Annotated in this window: 15 protein-coding genes; all 15 read right to left on the reverse strand. The window is 35.9% G+C overall.

Annotated features, from left to right (window positions below):
* Window positions 1–82 precede the first annotated feature (82 nt).
* The 15 genes from dnaI to icd all read right to left on the reverse strand — a co-directional run bounded on the left by dnaI (window position 83) and on the right by icd (window position 17,848).
* A complete protein-coding gene (gene dnaI, locus MHI47_RS12640) occupies window positions 83–1,021 on the reverse strand; it encodes a primosomal protein DnaI (protein WP_340762908.1) in 939 nt (312 codons plus the stop codon).
* 9 nt (window positions 1,022–1,030) lie between these two features.
* The gene (locus tag MHI47_RS12645; protein ID WP_340832051.1) at window positions 1,031–2,386 is read right to left on the reverse strand and encodes a replication initiation and membrane attachment family protein; all 1,356 of its coding nucleotides are present in this window, start codon (window positions 2,384–2,386) and stop codon (window positions 1,031–1,033) included.
* Between the two features lie 50 nt (window positions 2,387–2,436).
* Complete coding sequence (gene nrdR, locus MHI47_RS12650) at window positions 2,437–2,901, reverse strand: transcriptional regulator NrdR (RefSeq protein WP_093536910.1); 465 nt, start codon at window positions 2,899–2,901, stop codon at window positions 2,437–2,439.
* A gap of 121 nt (window positions 2,902–3,022) precedes the next feature.
* Complete coding sequence (gene speD / locus MHI47_RS12655) at window positions 3,023–3,406, reverse strand: adenosylmethionine decarboxylase (RefSeq protein WP_093536909.1); 384 nt, start codon at window positions 3,404–3,406, stop codon at window positions 3,023–3,025.
* Between the two features lie 199 nt (window positions 3,407–3,605).
* The gene (locus MHI47_RS12660) at window positions 3,606–4,610 is read right to left on the reverse strand and encodes a glyceraldehyde-3-phosphate dehydrogenase (RefSeq protein ID WP_093536908.1); all 1,005 of its coding nucleotides are present in this window, start codon (window positions 4,608–4,610) and stop codon (window positions 3,606–3,608) included.
* A 475-nt stretch (window positions 4,611–5,085) separates the two neighbouring features.
* Window positions 5,086–5,682 (reverse strand): dephospho-CoA kinase, encoded by a 597-nt coding sequence (coaE, locus tag MHI47_RS12665; protein ID WP_340831046.1) that lies wholly within the window; start codon window positions 5,680–5,682, stop codon window positions 5,086–5,088.
* A gap of 12 nt (window positions 5,683–5,694) precedes the next feature.
* A complete protein-coding gene (gene mutM, locus MHI47_RS12670; protein WP_340762911.1) occupies window positions 5,695–6,567 on the reverse strand; it encodes a bifunctional DNA-formamidopyrimidine glycosylase/DNA-(apurinic or apyrimidinic site) lyase in 873 nt (290 codons plus the stop codon).
* A 12-nt stretch (window positions 6,568–6,579) separates the two neighbouring features.
* Window positions 6,580–9,207, reverse strand: coding sequence for a DNA polymerase I (polA, locus tag MHI47_RS12675; protein ID WP_093536905.1), 2,628 nt, complete (start codon window positions 9,205–9,207; stop codon window positions 6,580–6,582).
* Between the two features lie 78 nt (window positions 9,208–9,285).
* Complete coding sequence (gene hflC / locus MHI47_RS12680) at window positions 9,286–10,266, reverse strand: protease modulator HflC (RefSeq protein WP_340831050.1); 981 nt, start codon at window positions 10,264–10,266, stop codon at window positions 9,286–9,288.
* Window positions 10,266–11,261, reverse strand: a complete 996-nt coding sequence (gene hflK / locus MHI47_RS12685) for an FtsH protease activity modulator HflK (RefSeq protein ID WP_093536903.1) — start codon at window positions 11,259–11,261, stop codon at window positions 10,266–10,268. The genes hflC and hflK overlap by 1 nt, the downstream gene beginning before the upstream one ends.
* A 270-nt stretch (window positions 11,262–11,531) precedes the next feature.
* A complete protein-coding gene (locus MHI47_RS12690; protein ID WP_093536902.1) occupies window positions 11,532–12,746 on the reverse strand; it encodes a carboxylate--amine ligase in 1,215 nt (404 codons plus the stop codon).
* A gap of 11 nt (window positions 12,747–12,757) precedes the next feature.
* Complete coding sequence (pnpS, locus tag MHI47_RS12695) at window positions 12,758–14,290, reverse strand: two-component system histidine kinase PnpS (RefSeq protein WP_340831053.1); 1,533 nt, start codon at window positions 14,288–14,290, stop codon at window positions 12,758–12,760.
* On the reverse strand, window positions 14,290–14,997 hold the full coding sequence (locus MHI47_RS12700; protein ID WP_340831054.1) for a response regulator transcription factor: 708 nt from the start codon (window positions 14,995–14,997) through the stop codon (window positions 14,290–14,292). Before MHI47_RS12700 ends, pnpS begins: the two co-directional genes overlap by 1 nt.
* A gap of 309 nt (window positions 14,998–15,306) precedes the next feature.
* Window positions 15,307–16,245: a malate dehydrogenase gene (gene mdh, locus MHI47_RS12705; RefSeq protein WP_340831055.1), complete on the reverse strand. Its 939-nt coding sequence runs from the start codon at window positions 16,243–16,245 to the stop codon at window positions 15,307–15,309.
* A 337-nt stretch (window positions 16,246–16,582) separates the two neighbouring features.
* Window positions 16,583–17,848, reverse strand: coding sequence for an NADP-dependent isocitrate dehydrogenase (gene icd / locus MHI47_RS12710; RefSeq protein ID WP_093536898.1), 1,266 nt, complete (start codon window positions 17,846–17,848; stop codon window positions 16,583–16,585).
* Window positions 17,849–17,852 lie beyond the last annotated feature (4 nt).

Genomic DNA, 17,852 nt, shown 5'->3' on the forward strand with positions numbered 1-17,852 from the left:
TCTTATGAAAATAATTATACGCCACAGAAAAATCAATTGCAAGATAGAATCAATTTTCGCCCTGCCGTCTCACTCTTTTTCATTAACTTTCTCTCCAATTTTTACCTTGAAGTGAGATTGGTGTCGTAAGTGCTTTAATCCGTTCCATAATTCGACCAGCTTTTACTACTTCCTTTTCCCCACGCTGTGTGAAAGATAAATGATGTTGTAATTCATCATAATTGAAGTTAGAAGACATAAAAGTTGGCAGTTGTTCCGACATTCGGTAATGCAGGATTGTCCCTAGTATTTCATCACGGGTCCAACTCGACATAATCTCCGCTCCAATGTCATCTAACATCAAAACAGGAGCACGTTTCACAAATTCAATCTTCTCAGCAAGTGAATGATCTTGAATCGCTTGTTTCATTTCTCTTAGAAATTCAGGTACATATACAACAACCGAATGAATATGTCTAGCGGCTAACTCATTTGCCAAAGCACCAAGTAAATAAGATTTCCCTACACCAAACTTCCCGTAAATATATAAACCTTTAGTTGGAAGTACGTTTGTACGCTCCCATTCATTCAAAAAGTCTTTAGCTGCACGAACAGCAACTACCCTACTGCCATCCTCTAAATCTACTCCGGCAAGCGTTGCTTCCATAACCTCTTTAGGCATATGAATACTGTCAATCATGGAAATAACTTTCTTACGCTCGTCTTCAATAATGCCTCGTTTACAACGAACAAAATTATTATCTATCAAATTTCGATCAAGGACTAGTTTAGGTTCATACCCCTTCATGTAATTCTGACACTGATCTAGCGATGGACAAGAACCACAATCATGGGATTGAGAAATAAATTCATATAACTTACTCAAACTACGATCGACTATCTCTTTATTAATATCTGAGGCGTTCTCCTCTAGAAACTTTTGCACTCTCGTGTCTTCCAAAACTTCTTTTTTCATATCGTTAAGTCGTGTAGTAAATTCAGGAGATATAACTCTTTTTAAGGTTTCATTTATACGTTCCACTTTTGCCACCTACCTTTTCAGCATGCCTAGCTCTGCTAATAATTTTTGCCGTTCTTCATCAATATTTTGTATTCCATTTGTATTTTTACCAGTTGATTTTTTCGTTTCCCCATCTTTTTTATAAAACCAATCAGGCACTTTTTCCTCGCGAGTCGGTTTTTTAGTATATGTTTTTTGTGGAGAACCTTCATTTTTCCATTTTACATATTGTTCATGTTCGTTTCGAGCAAGCTCCATTGCTTCTTTGGCTGTTTTGACATTCTTCCTCATCCAATGAGAAGCAATTTTCTCTGCATAATTTTTCGTGAGTTTCATGTCTGTACGTAGTAATACATATTGCAACAATACATTTACAACTCCAACTGGCATTTTAAAATGAGTAACAAAATGATTCGCCAACTGAACGTCTGCAAGAATTGGTTCTTTCCCATTCGCAATATCTTTTAATACAGATATCGGAGGCGTTGTTTCTAAATAATGTATTAACTCACCTTCTTTTGTTAAAGGCTCCGTAGGTTCAGAAGGTACAGTTTTTTTCTGAATCTTTTCAATAATAGGGGCTACTTTCGAAACAGTCAGCTTGTAATAATCTGCACACGCTTTCTTTAATCTCGCTTCGGATAAATGCAGATCATCATCTAACGCTAGTATAACAACTTTTTGCATTTCCACAGGACTTAAATTATATAAAAAAGAGAGTTTTGCAATTACTTCTTTCGCTTCTATTGTCATCGCTGATTTAGGCACTAATTGTTCTGAAAGACCTTCTTGAAGTAACGAAAAGTCAAAGTCATTATAATAAAAAGGAACAGAAGACTTTCTTTCCTTCGATTCGAAATCTTCATCGTAAGATACAGTATTATTCATTTTAGTAGACGGTTTAAATACATCAACAAAAGTTCTAGAGACGTCCGTGAAACCGTCATTCCAATTAGAACTTAGTATAAATCGATTACGTAGTTGTTTAAAGGCATTTTCTCCTACTTTATTGAGCAAAAACATAGAAAGTAATGGATCCTTTAAAAATGACTCAGCATCTAATGGTGCTGCAAGTTCATAATGGAATACACTTCCATCCTCCATTGTTTTTTTCCAAGTACGGAGAAGACCAATTGCTTCCAGAGCAAGACGGGCCTGAAAAATTTTCCCTATTGGCATTCCAAGGACATTCATCAGTTGATAATGTGACCATCGCTCTTTATCATTATGGTCTCCGTCTGCCCAAAGTGTTAAATACAAACTTATGCTTTCTGCTCCAACTAACGGTTGATAAAACAAAGTTAACAATTGCCGATCATAATCTGATAAAGAATATGGTAAGCGAATCATATACAAATCTGCTGGCTGTAGTTCTTTATATAACATCGACAATTGTATCTACTCCTTTATATTGATAAGTATTAAAATAATGCTATTTATAAGGAAGGGTTTTTCTTTAAAATTTCCTTTAATTCATCGATAAATACATTTATATCTTTAAATTGGCGATAGACGGAAGCAAAACGAACATAAGCTACTTCATCTACTTCTGCTAGCTGGTCCATGACAATCTCTCCGACGTCCTCTGACCTAACTTCTGCATTTCCCATTCTTCGCAATTCTTTTTCTATAGAGAAAACAATATTTTCTAGTCGTTCTAACTCCACTGGTCTCTTTTCACATGCACGAATTAGCCCACGCAATACTTTTTCTCGACTGAACTCTTCTCGAGAACCATCTTTTTTAATAACGATTAATGGTGTCTCTTCTACTTTTTCGAATGTGGTAAAACGAAATCCACATTCTTCGCACTCTCTTCTTCTTCGGATTGCCTTATTGTCATCCACAGGACGAGAATCGACAACTTTTGTGCCATTGTATTGACAAGTTGGGCATCTCATATAGATCTCTCCTAATTCTTCACGGTATTTTTATGTATGTATCTATTATAACAATATTCTTCTATAAAATCGAAAAAGCAGAGGAATCACTCCTCTGCTCACTCAGTCAGGTATAAATTTATTACGCTTGAACTGTCAAACGTGATGCAGGCTTTTTAACTGGTCCCATACCACGTGGCATTTCTAACGTTTCGCGAATTCCAGCATTAAGAGCATCTGCAATATAGTTAGCTGCGATTGATGGATCCAAATCACCACATGTATACACATCAATGCTCGCATAACCATGCTCTGGAAAGCTGTGAATCGTTAAATGCGATTCGGAAATAATAACGACTCCACTTACACCTTGTGGCGCAAATTTGTGAAATGCAACTTCTCTAACTTCTGCACCAGATTTTAGTGCAGCATCAACAAATGTTTGTTCGATAAATTGCATATCGTTAAGTTTGTCGAAATCGCACTCCCATAGTTCTGCAATAATGTGACGTCCCATTGTTTCCAATGTCCGTTTCCCCCTTTGATAAGTTTATTTTTAACCTCAAAGTTGACTACCACGGGGGAAAGTTAGTCCAAAGAGGTCCTAACCCTTTAAGTAGTCGGTGTTCTAATAAAGTAACACGATTCTCATTATATGTTGTTTTACAGAATTATGCAAGAACTAATAAATCCTCTTTCTATCATCTAGAAAGAGGATAAGATAATTACAGTGATAAAGCTACTTTTTTAGTAAGGTCCACTACTCTAGCAGAGTAACCCCACTCGTTATCATACCATGCAAGAACCTTCACTTTACGGTTACCAATTACCATAGTAGTTAACCCATCTACTGTAGTAGATAATGTAGAAGTATTAAAGTCGATTGATACTAGCGGCTCCATCGTAATTCCTAAAATCCCTTGCATTGCCCCTTCAGATGCTTTTACAAAAGCATCATTTACTTCTTCAACAGTAACATCCTTCTGTAAATCTACTACTAAATCTACTAAAGAGACATTCGGAGTCGGCACACGTAACGCCATACCATGAATTTTCCCTTGAAGCTCAGGTAACACAAGTGAAAGTGCTTTCGCAGCGCCAGTGGAAGTTGGAATGATTGATTGGCCACAAGCACGTGCACGTCTTAAATCTTTATGAGGATTATCGAGATTGTTCTGATCGTTTGTATATGCATGAACAGTCGTCATTAACCCATTTTCAATACCAAATGTATCATTTAATACTTTAACTACAGGTGCTAAGCAATTTGTAGTACAGCTAGCGTTTGAAATAATATGGTGAATCGATGAATCTAATTTATCATCGTTAACTCCCATAACAATTGTGGCATCTTCGTTTTTTGCAGGAGCTGTGATTATTACCTTTTTCGCACCAGCTTCGATATGTGCTTTAGCTTTTTCTCCATCATTAAATTTTCCAGTAGATTCAATTACAATATCCACGTTTAACTCTTTCCAAGGTAAATTTGCTGGATCTCGATCATCCACAATTTGAACACGCTGACCATCAATGATTAGTGCGTTTTCTGCTAATGAAATATCTCCAGTGAAAGTACCATGTGTAGAATCATATTTAATAAGATGTGCCAACGTCTCTAATGGGTATCTCGCATTTATCGCTACCACATTTAAATCCTCTTGTGCTATTGCTTGACGAAAAACCATACGTCCGATACGTCCAAAACCATTAATCGCTACTGAAACTGTCATGTGAAAAGTCCTCCTGTAACTGTGTGATACTTAATTGTTTATAACCTTGAATTAGTATAACACATTTTCTTTATTGTGTAGCCCCTAAAGTATACATTATAAATGTTAGTATTTTCAAATAACTTTGCAGTTGGTTACAGAACAGCTGAAGTTAGGAAAGTAAAAACCTGTTACTATAGTTTCTTATTGGCTATGAATCGAATTATTTCTCTACTATTACCGAGTATTTTTAAAAGGCTGTTTATGACTAACGTCACAAACAACCTTTCTTTTTTCGAAAATATGATGGCATTTACCTGTACGCAAATCCTCTTCAACAATACTATTTAGGAATAATAGAAGGAAATTTTTCCTTATACTTAGAAAAAGCATCTGAAGATACAAATTCAGACGCTTCTCTTATTCTTTATTTCCACTTGCGAAAAAATAATATCACTTTTCGAATTCTAATGCTTAAAATGTTATTAACTAACCTTTAGTTTGTTTGCTCCCAAATCTCCAATATTTTTTGCAATTGTTGTTTTGTTTCCTCAATGGTTTCATTATTATAAATAACCGCATCCGCACCTTCTTCTTTAACAGACAAAGGTAATTGTGATTGAATACGTAATCTGGCTTCTTCATGTGTAAAACCATTTCGAGCCATCAATCTTTCTAATTGTTTTTGTTCAGTTACAGTCACAACAAGGATTTTATCGACAAAAGATTGTAATCTACTTTCAAAAAGCAATGGTATATCCATAATAATTACTGGATTCCCTTGTTGCACAAGCTGTTGCCTTTGCACTAACATTTCTTCCCGGATAGCAGGATGCATAATATCATTTAACTGCTTACGTTTGGAAGGATCTGAAAAAATTAATGCCCCTAATTCTTCCCTATTTAACGTTCCATCCTCATGGATAACTTGTGTACCAAAAACTTCTTTAATTGTCTCTAGAGTCGCAGTTCCTTTTTCAACTACTACACGCGCGACAAGATCTGCATCAATAATGGGAAAGCCCATTTCCGATAACATATTCGCAACGGTGCTTTTCCCACTAGCAATACTTCCCGTTAATCCAATAATCATCTGGTTGCTCCCTTATTTTTGACATGCTGGGCAATAGGTAGATGTCCGACCACCGATTGTCTTCTGTTTCGTTTTCGTGCCACAGAATCCACATTCCTTTTTGCCATACATTTGAAGTCTATTTTGCATATTTCCTGCTCCGCCATTAATAGTACGATAATCAGAGATCGTACTACCCCCATTTTCTATACTATCAAGTAAGACAATTACAATTTCTTGAAACAAATGAATTTTCCGCTCTCTACTAATTCTTTTTACTGCCCGAGCCGGATGTATTTTCATACGAAATAATGCTTCTGTTGCATAAATATTGCCACAACCAGATACAACATGACCATCCATGATAAATTCTTTTATGGCCTTATTTTCGTATTTTGGCAATGCACTCATATGCAGAAAATGATCTAATGCATGCTGATCAAAAGGCTCAGGTGCCATTAATAGTAGAGGTGGGTAGTCCGCTTCTGTTTCTAAGAATCGCAGTTCGCCAAACCGTCGGATATCCGAATAGACTAACAGATCCCCTTCTTCAAAATAGATGGTAACATGCGCATGCTTTCTAAACTTAGCTTCTGTAATTTCATGCAAGTTTTTCACAGAAAACCATGCCCCTGACATGCCCAAATGCGATACAAGCATATAAGGGAGTCCATCCTTTAGAAGATGAAAATAAATATATTTGGACCTTCTTTCTAGATGGTCGATCTTTGTGCCAGGTAAAACTAGACAAAACTGCTCTACATCTAACCCTTTAATAATTGCTTCTTTACCAATTGCTTTGGAATTATAAATGGTTTCAGAAACTTCTACTGACTTAATAGTCTTTCCAGTTACAATTGGTTGAAGGGCGCGTAATACGCCCTCTACTTCTGGTAATTCCGGCATACAAGTTACCCCCTACTTCGTGTCATACCAAGATGAACCAAAGGCATAATCCACTTTCAAAGGTACAATCAGTTTAATAGCGTTTTCCATCACCTCTGGCACTATTTTTTCTAGCATTGCAATTTCCTCTGGTGGAGCCTCAAAAATTAATTCATCATGTACTTGTAGTAGCATTTTGGTCTGCATATTTTCTGATATTAATCTTTCCGCCATATCGATCATTGCTTTTTTAATAATATCGGCTGCACTCCCTTGAATTGGTGTATTCATAGCAGTACGTTCTGCAAAACTGCGGAGATTAAAGTTAGAACTTGTTATTTCAGGCAAATATCTTCGTCTATTCAAAATTGTTGTAACGTAGCCTGTTTGTTTCGCATCATGAACGATATCATCCATATATCCTTTTACACCTGGGAAGCTATTTAAATAATTCTCGATAAATGTCGCCGCTTCTTTTCTAGTAATATCTAGGTTTTGTGATAAACCATAATCACTAATACCATACACAATCCCAAAGTTAACTGCCTTAGCAGCACGGCGCATATCGGACGTTACTGCTTCCTGCTCCACATGGAATACATCCATAGCCGTTTTAGTATGAATATCCAGATCATTATTAAAAGCTTCTACCAGGTTTTCATCCTTAGACATATGGGCAAGAACACGCAATTCAATTTGAGAGTAATCCGCCGCAAACATTACCCATCCCGGTTGTGAAGGAACAAAGGCTTTACGTATTTTTCTACCTTCTTCTAAACGAACTGGTATATTTTGAAGGTTTGGATTGATCGAACTCAAACGCCCAGTTGAAGTTAAGGCTTGCTGATATCGGGTATGGATCTTCCCATCATCTTCATGAATCTCTTTTAATAATCCTTCGATATATGTGGAATTGAGTTTACCTAATTGACGATATAGTAAAATTTGCTCAATTATTTCATGTTCACTTGCTAGTTTTTCCAAAACATCTGCTGCAGTTGAATAGCCCGTTTTTGTCTTTTTAATAGGGGTAAGACCAATTTTTTCAAATAGTATTACACCTAATTGTTTAGGTGAATTAATATTAAACGTTTCACCAGCTAACGCATAAATGTCTTGTTCAATCGCTCGTAACTTAATATTAAGCTCATGACCCATTTCTACAAGAATTTGTTTATCCACCAGCACCCCATCTGATTCCATCGTACCAAGGATAGATGCAAGCGGTAGCTCTATTTCTTTATACAACGCATATTGTTCATTTTCTTCCAGTTTTACTTCTAACTTTTCTTTCAAGTCCCAAATAGCCCTTGCTTTTCTTACGGCATGTTCTGCAATTTTCTCGATTTCAGGTGCGGTTTTTTTGGCACCTTTCCCATAAACACTATCGTTTGTCAGCAAGTTAAAATATCCAAATTCTTTAGCAATAGCCGCAACATCCTCTGAAGAGATAGCAGGATTTACTATATACGCTGCTAAAAGAAGGTCGAATTCCACTCCATGTACATTCACATTATGTTTTCTACTCACTGCTTGTGTTGCTTTGGAGTCTGCTAAATACTTTTTATTCGTAGCATTTTCTAACCAAGAACAAAAATCCTTCGATTGAAAAGCTATATCAGCAGGAGCAAAATAACCCTTTTCTCCATCTGATAAAGCAATACCTAATAATTCGCTTGTATGATATTGCCCATCATACATTTCTAAATGGACTGACATTACTTTATCTAATATTGTAGAGTCAATTTTTTCAACAATCTCGAATGCTACTTCTGTAGTTTCGGATTCCTCAGAAATATAGTCAGATTTCTCAAGAAGAGTTTTAAAAGCTAGTTCCTTCCAAACTTCAATTACCTCTTCCATATTAGGACCAGTATATGAAAGATCGTCTATAGAAATCTGTATCGGTGCAGCTGTTTCAATCGTAGCTAATGCCTTACTCATAATTGCCTGCTCTTCGTTGGCGATGAGTTTTTCCTTTAGTTTAACGCCACTAACTGTATCAAGTGCTTTATATAAATCCTCTACCGAACCATGTTCTTTTAAAAGCTTAATAGCTGTTTTTTCTCCGACACCAGGAACTCCTGGAATATTATCAGAAGCATCTCCCATTAAACCTTTCATGTCTATAATCTGTAATGGAGTTAAGCCGTACTTTTCTTGTACATGTTCAGGTGTATATTTTTCAATATCGGTAATGCCTTTTCTTGTGATATACACAGTTGTTTTATCGGTAGCTAGTTGCGTTAAATCTTTATCACCTGAAACAATTACAACTTGCTGCCCTTTTTCGTCTGCTTGCTTACTTAAAGTACCGATAATATCGTCTGCCTCATACATTTCCAGTTCGTACCGCTTAATACCATAAGCGTCGATTAACTTGCGTATATAAGGGAATTGTTCCGATAGTTCTGGTGGTGTTTTTTGTCTTCCACCTTTATAATCCCCAAAAGTAGAGTGACGGAAGGTCGTTTTCCCGGCATCAAATGCCACAAGCATATGAGTAGGATTTTCTTCATCCATAATTTTTTGTAGCATCATTGTAAAGCCATATACTGCGTTTGTATGTATTCCATGTTCATTTGTTAATAAAGGTAGGGCAAAAAAAGCTCGGTATGCCAAACTATTGCCGTCTAATAATAGGATTTTCTCGGTTGACAAATACATTCACTCCTTAATAATAAAAACCGTCATTCCCTATATCTTACCATGACAGTAAGGAGAATGACGATTCATATACTATTCTAGATAACCTGATAGGATGTTTGCATATGGTGAATCAGAAGGGATAATGATCATCGTTTCACTTCCAATTGTTTTCTTATAAGATTCTAAAGTTCTGTACAGCGAATAGAACTCGGGATCCTTTGAAAAACTTTGGTTATAGATTTTTGCTGCCTCTGCATCCCCTTCAGCCGCTATGACAGATGCTTCTTTATTGGCAGATGCCAACATTTCACGAACCTCGCGATCAGTTTCCGCTTCAATTCTACGTTTATCTGCATCCCCGGTAGAAAGGAATTTTTGAGCAATACTTTGTCTTTCTGAAATCATTTCATTGTATACAGATTGCTCATTTTCCAAAGGAAGATCTGTTCGTTTAATACGAACATCTATTACTTCAATTCCATAGTTATCTTTTTTCAATAACTCATTAACATGGTTTGTTATTTGATCATTCAAACTACCACGAGATGAATTTTCATCATTAATAATTTCACTATATTCTAATTGACCTAGCTCCGAGCGAACAACTGAGTAGATGAATTCCTCCATACGGGAGCCAGCTCCAACTAATGTACCCGCACTAGAGATCATCTCTTTTGGATTTACCACTCTCCACACTGCGTAATTATCAATAATGATTCGACGTTTGTCTTTCGTATTTATTTCTGCCTCAGATATATTATAATTCATTTGATATTTAGGTACTGTAGTGACAGATTGAACGAATGGTATTTTCATATGAATTCCGGGATTTTGTTTAATGTCTTTGATCTCCCCGAACTGACGAATAACTTTAAATTCTCCCTCTTTGACCACATAGATATTCGCAAGGGCGATAATGAACAAGACAAAAATTAAGAAGATGGCGATAAATGACTTCGTATATTTTTTGTAATCTATCGGTTTTTTCTCTTTAGGAGCTTTACTTGCTTTGTTATCTACAGTCTTAAACTTTGCTTCTAGATTGGAGAATGGATTTTTGTTTTCAGTCATTACTTTCCGCTCCCTTCTTCTGTTTCTGTCTCTGTTTCAGTTGTAGTACTAGCTGGTGGAGTTGCTTGTTTAGTAGCTTCTAGTGATTGAAGAGGAAGATATTTCATCGTCCCACCATCATCATTCATAATATACAGATTAGCATTTGGTAGTACTGCATCTAATGTCTCCATAACTAAACGCTGTTTTGTAATCTCTTTGTTATTTTGATATTCTACATAGAGTTTATCAAATAGTGCTATATCCCCTTTTGCTTGTTCTATACGAGCGGTTTTATACCCATTCGCATTAGATATAATCGCATCTTTTTCACCTATTGCTTCACTTAACTTTTGGTTCTTGTATTTATCGGCCTGATTTACTTTTGTATTTTTCGTTTCTTCAGCGTCTGTTACCGCTGTAAATGCTGAACGAACTTCTGCATTGGGAAGCTCCACATCTTGTAGCTTCACTGTTAATACAGAGATACCAATATCGTACTTTTCTATTAACGAGCGTAGCAAATCATTTGTATCACTCTCAATTTGAGCTTTCCCAGATGTTAAAGCATCATCTATTTTAGAGTTCCCAATAATGGAACGTATCGAAGCTGAAGTTGCATCATGAAGTAGTTCTCTTGGATTTTCCGCGTTAAATAAATATGATTTAGGATCTGTTATTTTCCATTGAACGACTAAATCCGTTAATACAATATTGTCATCCCCTGTAATCATTTTTGTATCCTTATCAAATGATTCGATTTCTCCATCTGCAGATTGGCTATAACCAAATTTCAGACTAAACGTTTCTTTAGACAGTTTTTCTACTGTTTGAATTGGCCATGGCATTTTAAACTTCAATCCCGGATCCACTATTGGCTCACTCGCTTCACCAAATGTGATGACGATTGCTTGTTCCGACTCATCTACCGTATACCATGAAGTAAAAACAGCAGAAATTAACATAATGCCCATTAAGCTCAAAGCGATAATAGTTAATAATCTTTTAGTACTCATATTATTTCCTCCTTTTTATGTATACTTCCTTTTACGGTTTAAGTTGGTAATTAGTTTCAAAATTAATAGAATACTTGTTTCCTTTACTTTTCTTGGGTTTTGTTTTTTAGTTGGAATTTTGAAGGGTTTAGTTGGAATAGGATATTATTTGAGCCAAATAAAAAAAGCTAGCAAAAATGCTAGCTTTTTAGGTACATCGTTTGGAAAAGGGGTCTTTTTAAATATAGCAAACAATTGTAAACCCCTTGTGAATAAATTGTAAATATTTCCTTACCAATTATTATTTTTATACTTCTTATAATAATTGAACTGACGAGCAACTAAAAATAATTTACGCGTAAAATGCTTGTCCTTCTTGTAGAAAAGTGGATTTCCCCATTTACCAGACCTCAATAGCATTCTAACCTCTTGTTGAATCTCTTCATTTTCAACAAATTTCTTTAATACTATTTTAGGTACTACCGTAAACAAATAATGCTCATTCAACAAAGTAAGGGCTTTTTCCTTTTGATAAATAACATCATCCACAAAATATCTAGCCATATTATGTCCAAGAGCAGTTGTATAATAACTAGAACGACCTTGTCTAATATTTACTTCAAATACTTTGAACTTGCCATCTCGCTCATCAAATTTTAAATCGAAATTAGCAAAACCTACATAACCGACTGCTTCTAAAAAGTGCTGTAGCTTTTTCATTAGTTCCTCATTATATCGAGTAATAAGCGCTGTATAGTTACCAATAGCAGTTACAGTATGCTCTTGTAGCACCACTTGTGCAAGAGTGCTAAGTTCAGCTTTACCTTTAGAATTCATATAAAATACGGAATCCCACATATATGTATCATCGCCTGGGATGTAATCTTGAATGATCAAGTCTTCCGTATAACCACTTGCATTTACTTTTTCTAAAATATCATCTAGTTCCGCTTTAGACTCTACTCGATAAACTTTTTGCTGGCCAGGGAACTTGTTTTTATAATACATCACACCATTACTTGGTTTTATAATTAGCGGATAGAGAACTTCCTCTGTAAATGCCGCTTTTTTTGCACATGAATAATAATAAGTTTTCGGTGCATCAATTCCATGCTCTTCACAAAGCTTATAGAAATTTGATTTCACCAATAGATTGTTCATTAATTCTTCCGACATATAGTTAAAAACATACATTTTCTTTAAAGCATCGGCATTTTCAATTATTAATCGCACATAAAAATCATTTGTTCCTATTAATAGCAATTGCTTATCGTTTGTTTTATATTTTTGTGCGACTTCAGAAAGTACTTGAACAAATGCAGATTTATCCCATAAGTTTGGCTGAATCTCAATATGTTCAATCACACTGCTCCATTTAGTAAAAGACATTTCTTCTTTACCTACTAATATTGGCTTAATATTGTATTCCTCATGAAAAGAAATTGCCATATTATAAGCATTCATATCTGTCCCAATAATTATTGGGATAAAGGGTTGGTTATTCATAAATACCTCCGTTATCTTTTAACAAGCGGAATAGATACCGTAAAGACAGTACCTTTTCCTACTTCACTATCTACTTCTAGTAAGCCATGATGCGCTTCCACTAGATGCTTAACAATTGCTAAGCCTAGCCCAGTTCCTCCCGAGTTTCTGCTCCTAGCTCTATCTACGCGATAAAAACGCTCGAATACTCGGTTAATCTCTTCTTTTGCAATTCCAATTCCTTCATCCTGAATACGTATTACTCCACACTTTTTAGTCTGACTAATGGTTATAGTAACAGTTTTATCTTCAGGGGAATAAGTCAGTGCATTCATCAATAAGTTCATCGTTATTTGGATTAAACGATTTAAATCACCTAATACAAAGACTGGCTCATCAGATATTATCTCCAGGCGCATATTCTTTTCCTCAACAATATGACTAGTCATTTCTTTACTTCGCGCAACGACATCCAATAAGTTGACCTTTTGTAAGTCTACTTCATATCCTACTTGTTCCACTTTGGAAAGATCTAACAAATCATTAATGAGCATTTGAAGTCTATTGCTTTCTTTATGGATTATCTCTAGGAAAGAAAGTAAAGTTTCTTCATTTTTATACGCTCCATACAATAATGTTTCGGAAAAACCTTTAATACTAGTAACAGGTGTCTTCAATTCATGCGAAACATTTGCTACAAAGTCTTTTCTAACTTGCTCCAGTTTCACAAGCTCCGTCACCTCATGCATGACTATCACTATCCCAAGCCATTTTCCATGTTCACCGATGACAGGAGCTCCGTAAGCATCCATATAATAAGTATGTATGTTTTTCTTAATGGATATTTGTTCCCGGCTAGAAGCCTCAGTTAAAAATAGTTGATCAATGAAATCTTCAATTTTTTTAGGAAGCCCGATTTTATTAAATAGCTTTCCATCCACATCTTTAAACGAAATATCAAGCTGCTTAAGAAACGAACGATTTACGATCGTAATATAACCATTCCGATCAATCATTATGAGCGCACTACCCATATTCTCGATTAACGTTTTTAACCGCTCTTTTTCCGTTTCCCTCATGACCGATATATCATGTAGACTGCGTGCGAGTATATTAATAGAGTTGCTTAGCTTCGACATTCCAGAAAATTCATCTTCAAATGCACGAATTCGATAATTACCTCTAGCTAATTCCATAGCGGTTTCTGTCAGATGCTCGATTGGCTGAGCATACTTTTTGAAAATACTAGATCCTAAAAAGAGTGCAATGAGAAATGTAATAGATAAAATGATAAACAAAAAAATCCATAAGGAATGAGGTTCAAGCATCTCCGCTTGGTAAAAAGAATTACCTATCGTCTCATTAATATCTCTCTGTTCATCAATTGTTAGTCCTGTAGTTGCTAAGTCTTTAGATAATTCTTCTAATTTAATATTAATGACCTTTTCGGAAGCGTTTTTTGCATAAATAGGAAAAAGCTGCCCAAGTACTAGTCCTAGACAAGCTAATATTAACCCTATCATAATAGAATAAGTTCTAAAAAGTTTGGAATGAAATGATTTCATTAGCTCTTAGGCTCCTCAAACTTATACCCTAATCCTCTAATTGTTTTAATGAAATGAGGTTTTCTACTATTAACTTCAATTTTGTCTCGTAAATGGCTAATATGTACATCTACTATGCGAGTGTCGCCTGCAAAATCATAATTCCAAACGGCACTTAGTAGCTGATCTCTTGTTAAAACCCGATTTTTGTTTTCGATTAGATAGACAAGTAATTCGAATTCTTTTGGCGTAAATTCAATGACCTCATTGTTTAAAAGTACTTCGAAACGTTCTGGAAATACTTGTAGTGGACCGAAAGTATACATTTCTTCTTTTGTTTTCTCTTGTTTTTTCTCATTAGAAATGCCAGAACGACGAATCATAGCTTTAACTCGTGCTGTTACTTCTCTAGGACTGAATGGCTTGGTCATATAATCATCTGCACCTAGTTCAAGACCTAGTACTTTATCGAATTCTTCATCTTTAGCTGTTAACATGATTATTGGAATTTGCACCTTCTTAATACGAAGCTCTTTACAGACCTCCATGCCATCCATATGAGGCAACATCCAATCCAGTAAAATCACATCGGGCTTTTCTTCCAAGGCTTTATTAAGCCCCTCTAAGCCATCATTTGCTGTTATGACTTCAAAGCCTGCTTCTTCAAGATTATATTTTAAAAGAGTTACGATTGAACTTTCATCATCCACAACTAATACTTTTCTCATTTTATCGGCCTCCAAGGTTGATTTGAAACCCCCATTCCAAATCGATGTTAGCTACAATATTTGTTACTTTTCTTTAATCGGATGCAGTACAGGAAATTCGCCATCCATAACACTTTCATTTTGAGCTAGCATTGTACCTTATACTAATTCTATATTAACAATAAACCAACGCAAAGCGCAAGGTGATGATAGGACCTGTTAAGTGTTGGAGAACTTATGGCTAAAGACACTTTATCAAGCAGTAAGCTATTCTTTTTTCCTCAATAAAAAATCGAGTAGGTTTCCCCACTCGATTCATGACAATTATCATTATGCTAAGACTTTCATAACTGCTTGAACGGCTTCTGCTGATTTGTTTAATAATGCTTTTTCTTCTTCTGTTAACTCAAGTTCGATAATTTTCTCGATACCACCAGCACCCAATACTGTTGGAACACCAAGGTAAATTCCATTCATACCGTATTCACCTTCTAAATATGCAATAGATGGTAATACTCGTTTTTGGTCTTTCAGAATTGCTTCAGCCATTTCTACTAAAGATGCAGCTGGAGCATAATAAGCAGAACCATTACCAAGAAGATTTACAATCTCCGCTCCACCCTTACGAGTACGATCTACAATTTCCTCTAAGCGAGTAGCATCAATTAAAGTTTCTAATGGAATTCCACCAGCGAATGAATATCTAACTAACGGTACCATATCGTCCCCATGCCCACCAAGTACAAACCCAGTTACATCCTTTACCGAGAGGTTTAATTCTTTCGCAACGAATGTTCGGAAACGAGCAGTGTCAAGTACTCCCGATTGGCCAATTACACGTTCTTTTGGAAGGCCAGATTCCTTATAAACTGTATAGGTCATTGCATCCACAGGGTTCGTTAAAACTAAGATTGTCGTATTCGGAGAATATTTTACGATTTCAGATGTAACAGATTTCATCACTTTTTGATTTGTCTGCACTAAATCATCGCGGCTCATTCCTGGTTTACGAGCGATGCCAGCCGTAATAATTACTAAATCCGAGTCTTTCGCATCTTCATAACTAGAAGTGCCAATGATATCAGCATCAAAGCCTTGGACGGGTCCAGCTTGTGCCATATCCAAAGCTTTACCTTTAGTAGCATTTTCGGATTGTGGAATATCTACTAAAACAATATCACCAAGTTCCTTTTGAGCAAGTAGAAAAGCAGTTGTTGCACCTGTAAATCCGCCACCAATTACTGAGATTTTACTTCTTTTCAATGTCATAAGAAAACACTCCTTTAGTTCATTATTATTAGAATCGGGCAATAAGATGCCTGTTCTATATGGTCAAATCCTAATTCGACATATGATTTTACCATTATATTTACTATGACTACTCTTACCATCTAAGCGAAAGGCTATGCCCTTTCTTATACGCCTTTGTGACCAACATCCTGTTGGCCTGAGGAGGCTCGGCCTCGCTCGCGGAAAGCGGCCGCCTGAAGCGTTCTATTCTGAAACATCTTGAACCCAGTGTTCAATGCACATTTTTAAATATTTTCTGTCTATTAAAGAAAAGGAAGGGAATATTCCCTTCCTTTCAACCAAGATTCAATTGATATTACATGTTTTTAATAAGTTCATCAGCGAACTCAGAACATTTAACTTCTTTAGCGCCATCCATTAAACGAGCAAAATCATAAGTTACCACTTTAGCAGCAATAGATTTCTCCATTGAATCCATGATAAGTTTAGCAGCTTCGTTCCATCCTAAATGCTCAAGCATTAAGACACCTGAAAGAATAACAGAAGATGGGTTAACTTTGTCTAAACCAGCATATTTAGGAGCTGTACCATGAGTAGCTTCAAAAATAGCATGTCCAGTTACATAGTTAATGTTCGCTCCAGGAGCAATACCGATACCACCAACTTGTGCAGCAAGTGCATCAGAAATATAATCTCCATTTAAGTTCATTGTAGCAACTACATCAAACTCTTTTGGACGAGTTAAAATTTGTTGTAAGAAGATATCAGCAATAGAATCTTTTACTAAGATTTTACCAGACGCAAGTGCATCAGCTTGTGCTTTATCAGCAGCTTCAGTTCCTTGCTCTTCTTTAATTTGATCGTATTGGTTCCATGTAAATACTTTATCACCAAATTCTTGTTCTGCTACTTCGTAACCCCAAGTTTTGAAAGCACCTTCAGTGAACTTCATGATATTCCCTTTATGAACTAAAGTTAAAGAAGTACGACCTTCTTTAATAATATAGTTAAGAGCAGCACGAACTAAACGTTTTGTACCCTCTTCAGAAATAGGTTTGATACCAAGACCTGAAGTTTCTGGGAAACGAATATTTTTAACTCCAAACTCAGTTTGTAAGAAGTTGATAAGTTTTTTTGCTTCGTCTGTACCTTGTGCATACTCAATACCAGCGTAGATATCTTCAGTGTTTTCACGGAAAATAACCATATCAGTATCTTCAGGACGTTTAACCGGAGATGGAACACCAGTGAAATAACGAACTGGACGTAGGCAAGTGTATAGATCAAGTTCTTGACGTAATGCTACGTTTAATGAACGAATTCCTCCACCGATTGGTGTAGTTAAAGGTCCTTTAATAGCGATTAAATATTCATTAATAACATCTAAAGTTTCTTGAGGAAGCCATTCGCCAGTTTTATCGAATGCTTTTTGACCAGCAAGAACCTCTTTCCATTCAATTTTCTTTTCGCCATTATAAGCTTTTTCTACTGAAGCTTCTAATACACGTGACGCTGCAGCCCAGATATCTGGACCTGTTCCGTCTCCTTCTATAAAAGGAATTACTGCTGTGTTTGGTACGTTAAGTACACCGTTTTCTACTGTAATTTTACCTGTTGTCATTTGT

It is taken from the genome of Psychrobacillus sp. FSL H8-0487, from assembly GCF_038008385.1.
GTDB lineage: Bacteria > Bacillota > Bacilli > Bacillales_A > Planococcaceae > Psychrobacillus > Psychrobacillus psychrotolerans.

Bases quoted from the DNA above. Each gene is read 5' to 3' on its own strand.
- hflK (WP_093536903.1), bottom strand. From the start codon at position 11,261: ATGAGTACTAAAAGATTATTAACTATTATCGCTTTGAGCTTAATGGGC.
- hflC (WP_340831050.1), bottom strand. From the start codon at position 10,266: ATGACTGAAAACAAAAATCCATTCTCCAATCTAGAAGCAAAGTTTAAG.
- icd (WP_093536898.1), bottom strand. From the start codon at position 17,848: ATGACAACAGGTAAAATTACAGTAGAAAACGGTGTACTTAACGTACCA.
- mdh (WP_340831055.1), bottom strand. From the start codon at position 16,245: ATGACATTGAAAAGAAGTAAAATCTCAGTAATTGGTGGCGGATTTACA.
- MHI47_RS12645 (WP_340832051.1), bottom strand. From the start codon at position 2,386: ATGTTATATAAAGAACTACAGCCAGCAGATTTGTATATGATTCGCTTA.
- mutM (WP_340762911.1), bottom strand. From the start codon at position 6,567: ATGCCGGAATTACCAGAAGTAGAGGGCGTATTACGCGCCCTTCAACCA.
- MHI47_RS12700 (WP_340831054.1), bottom strand. From the start codon at position 14,997: ATGAGAAAAGTATTAGTTGTGGATGATGAAAGTTCAATCGTAACTCTT.
- MHI47_RS12660 (WP_093536908.1), bottom strand. From the start codon at position 4,610: ATGACAGTTTCAGTAGCGATTAATGGTTTTGGACGTATCGGACGTATG.
- nrdR (WP_093536910.1), bottom strand. From the start codon at position 2,901: ATGAGATGCCCAACTTGTCAATACAATGGCACAAAAGTTGTCGATTCT.
- coaE (WP_340831046.1), bottom strand. From the start codon at position 5,682: ATGATTATTGGATTAACGGGAAGTATTGCTAGTGGGAAAAGCACCGTT.
- MHI47_RS12690 (WP_093536902.1), bottom strand. From the start codon at position 12,746: ATGAATAACCAACCCTTTATCCCAATAATTATTGGGACAGATATGAAT.
- pnpS (WP_340831053.1), bottom strand. From the start codon at position 14,290: ATGAAATCATTTCATTCCAAACTTTTTAGAACTTATTCTATTATGATA.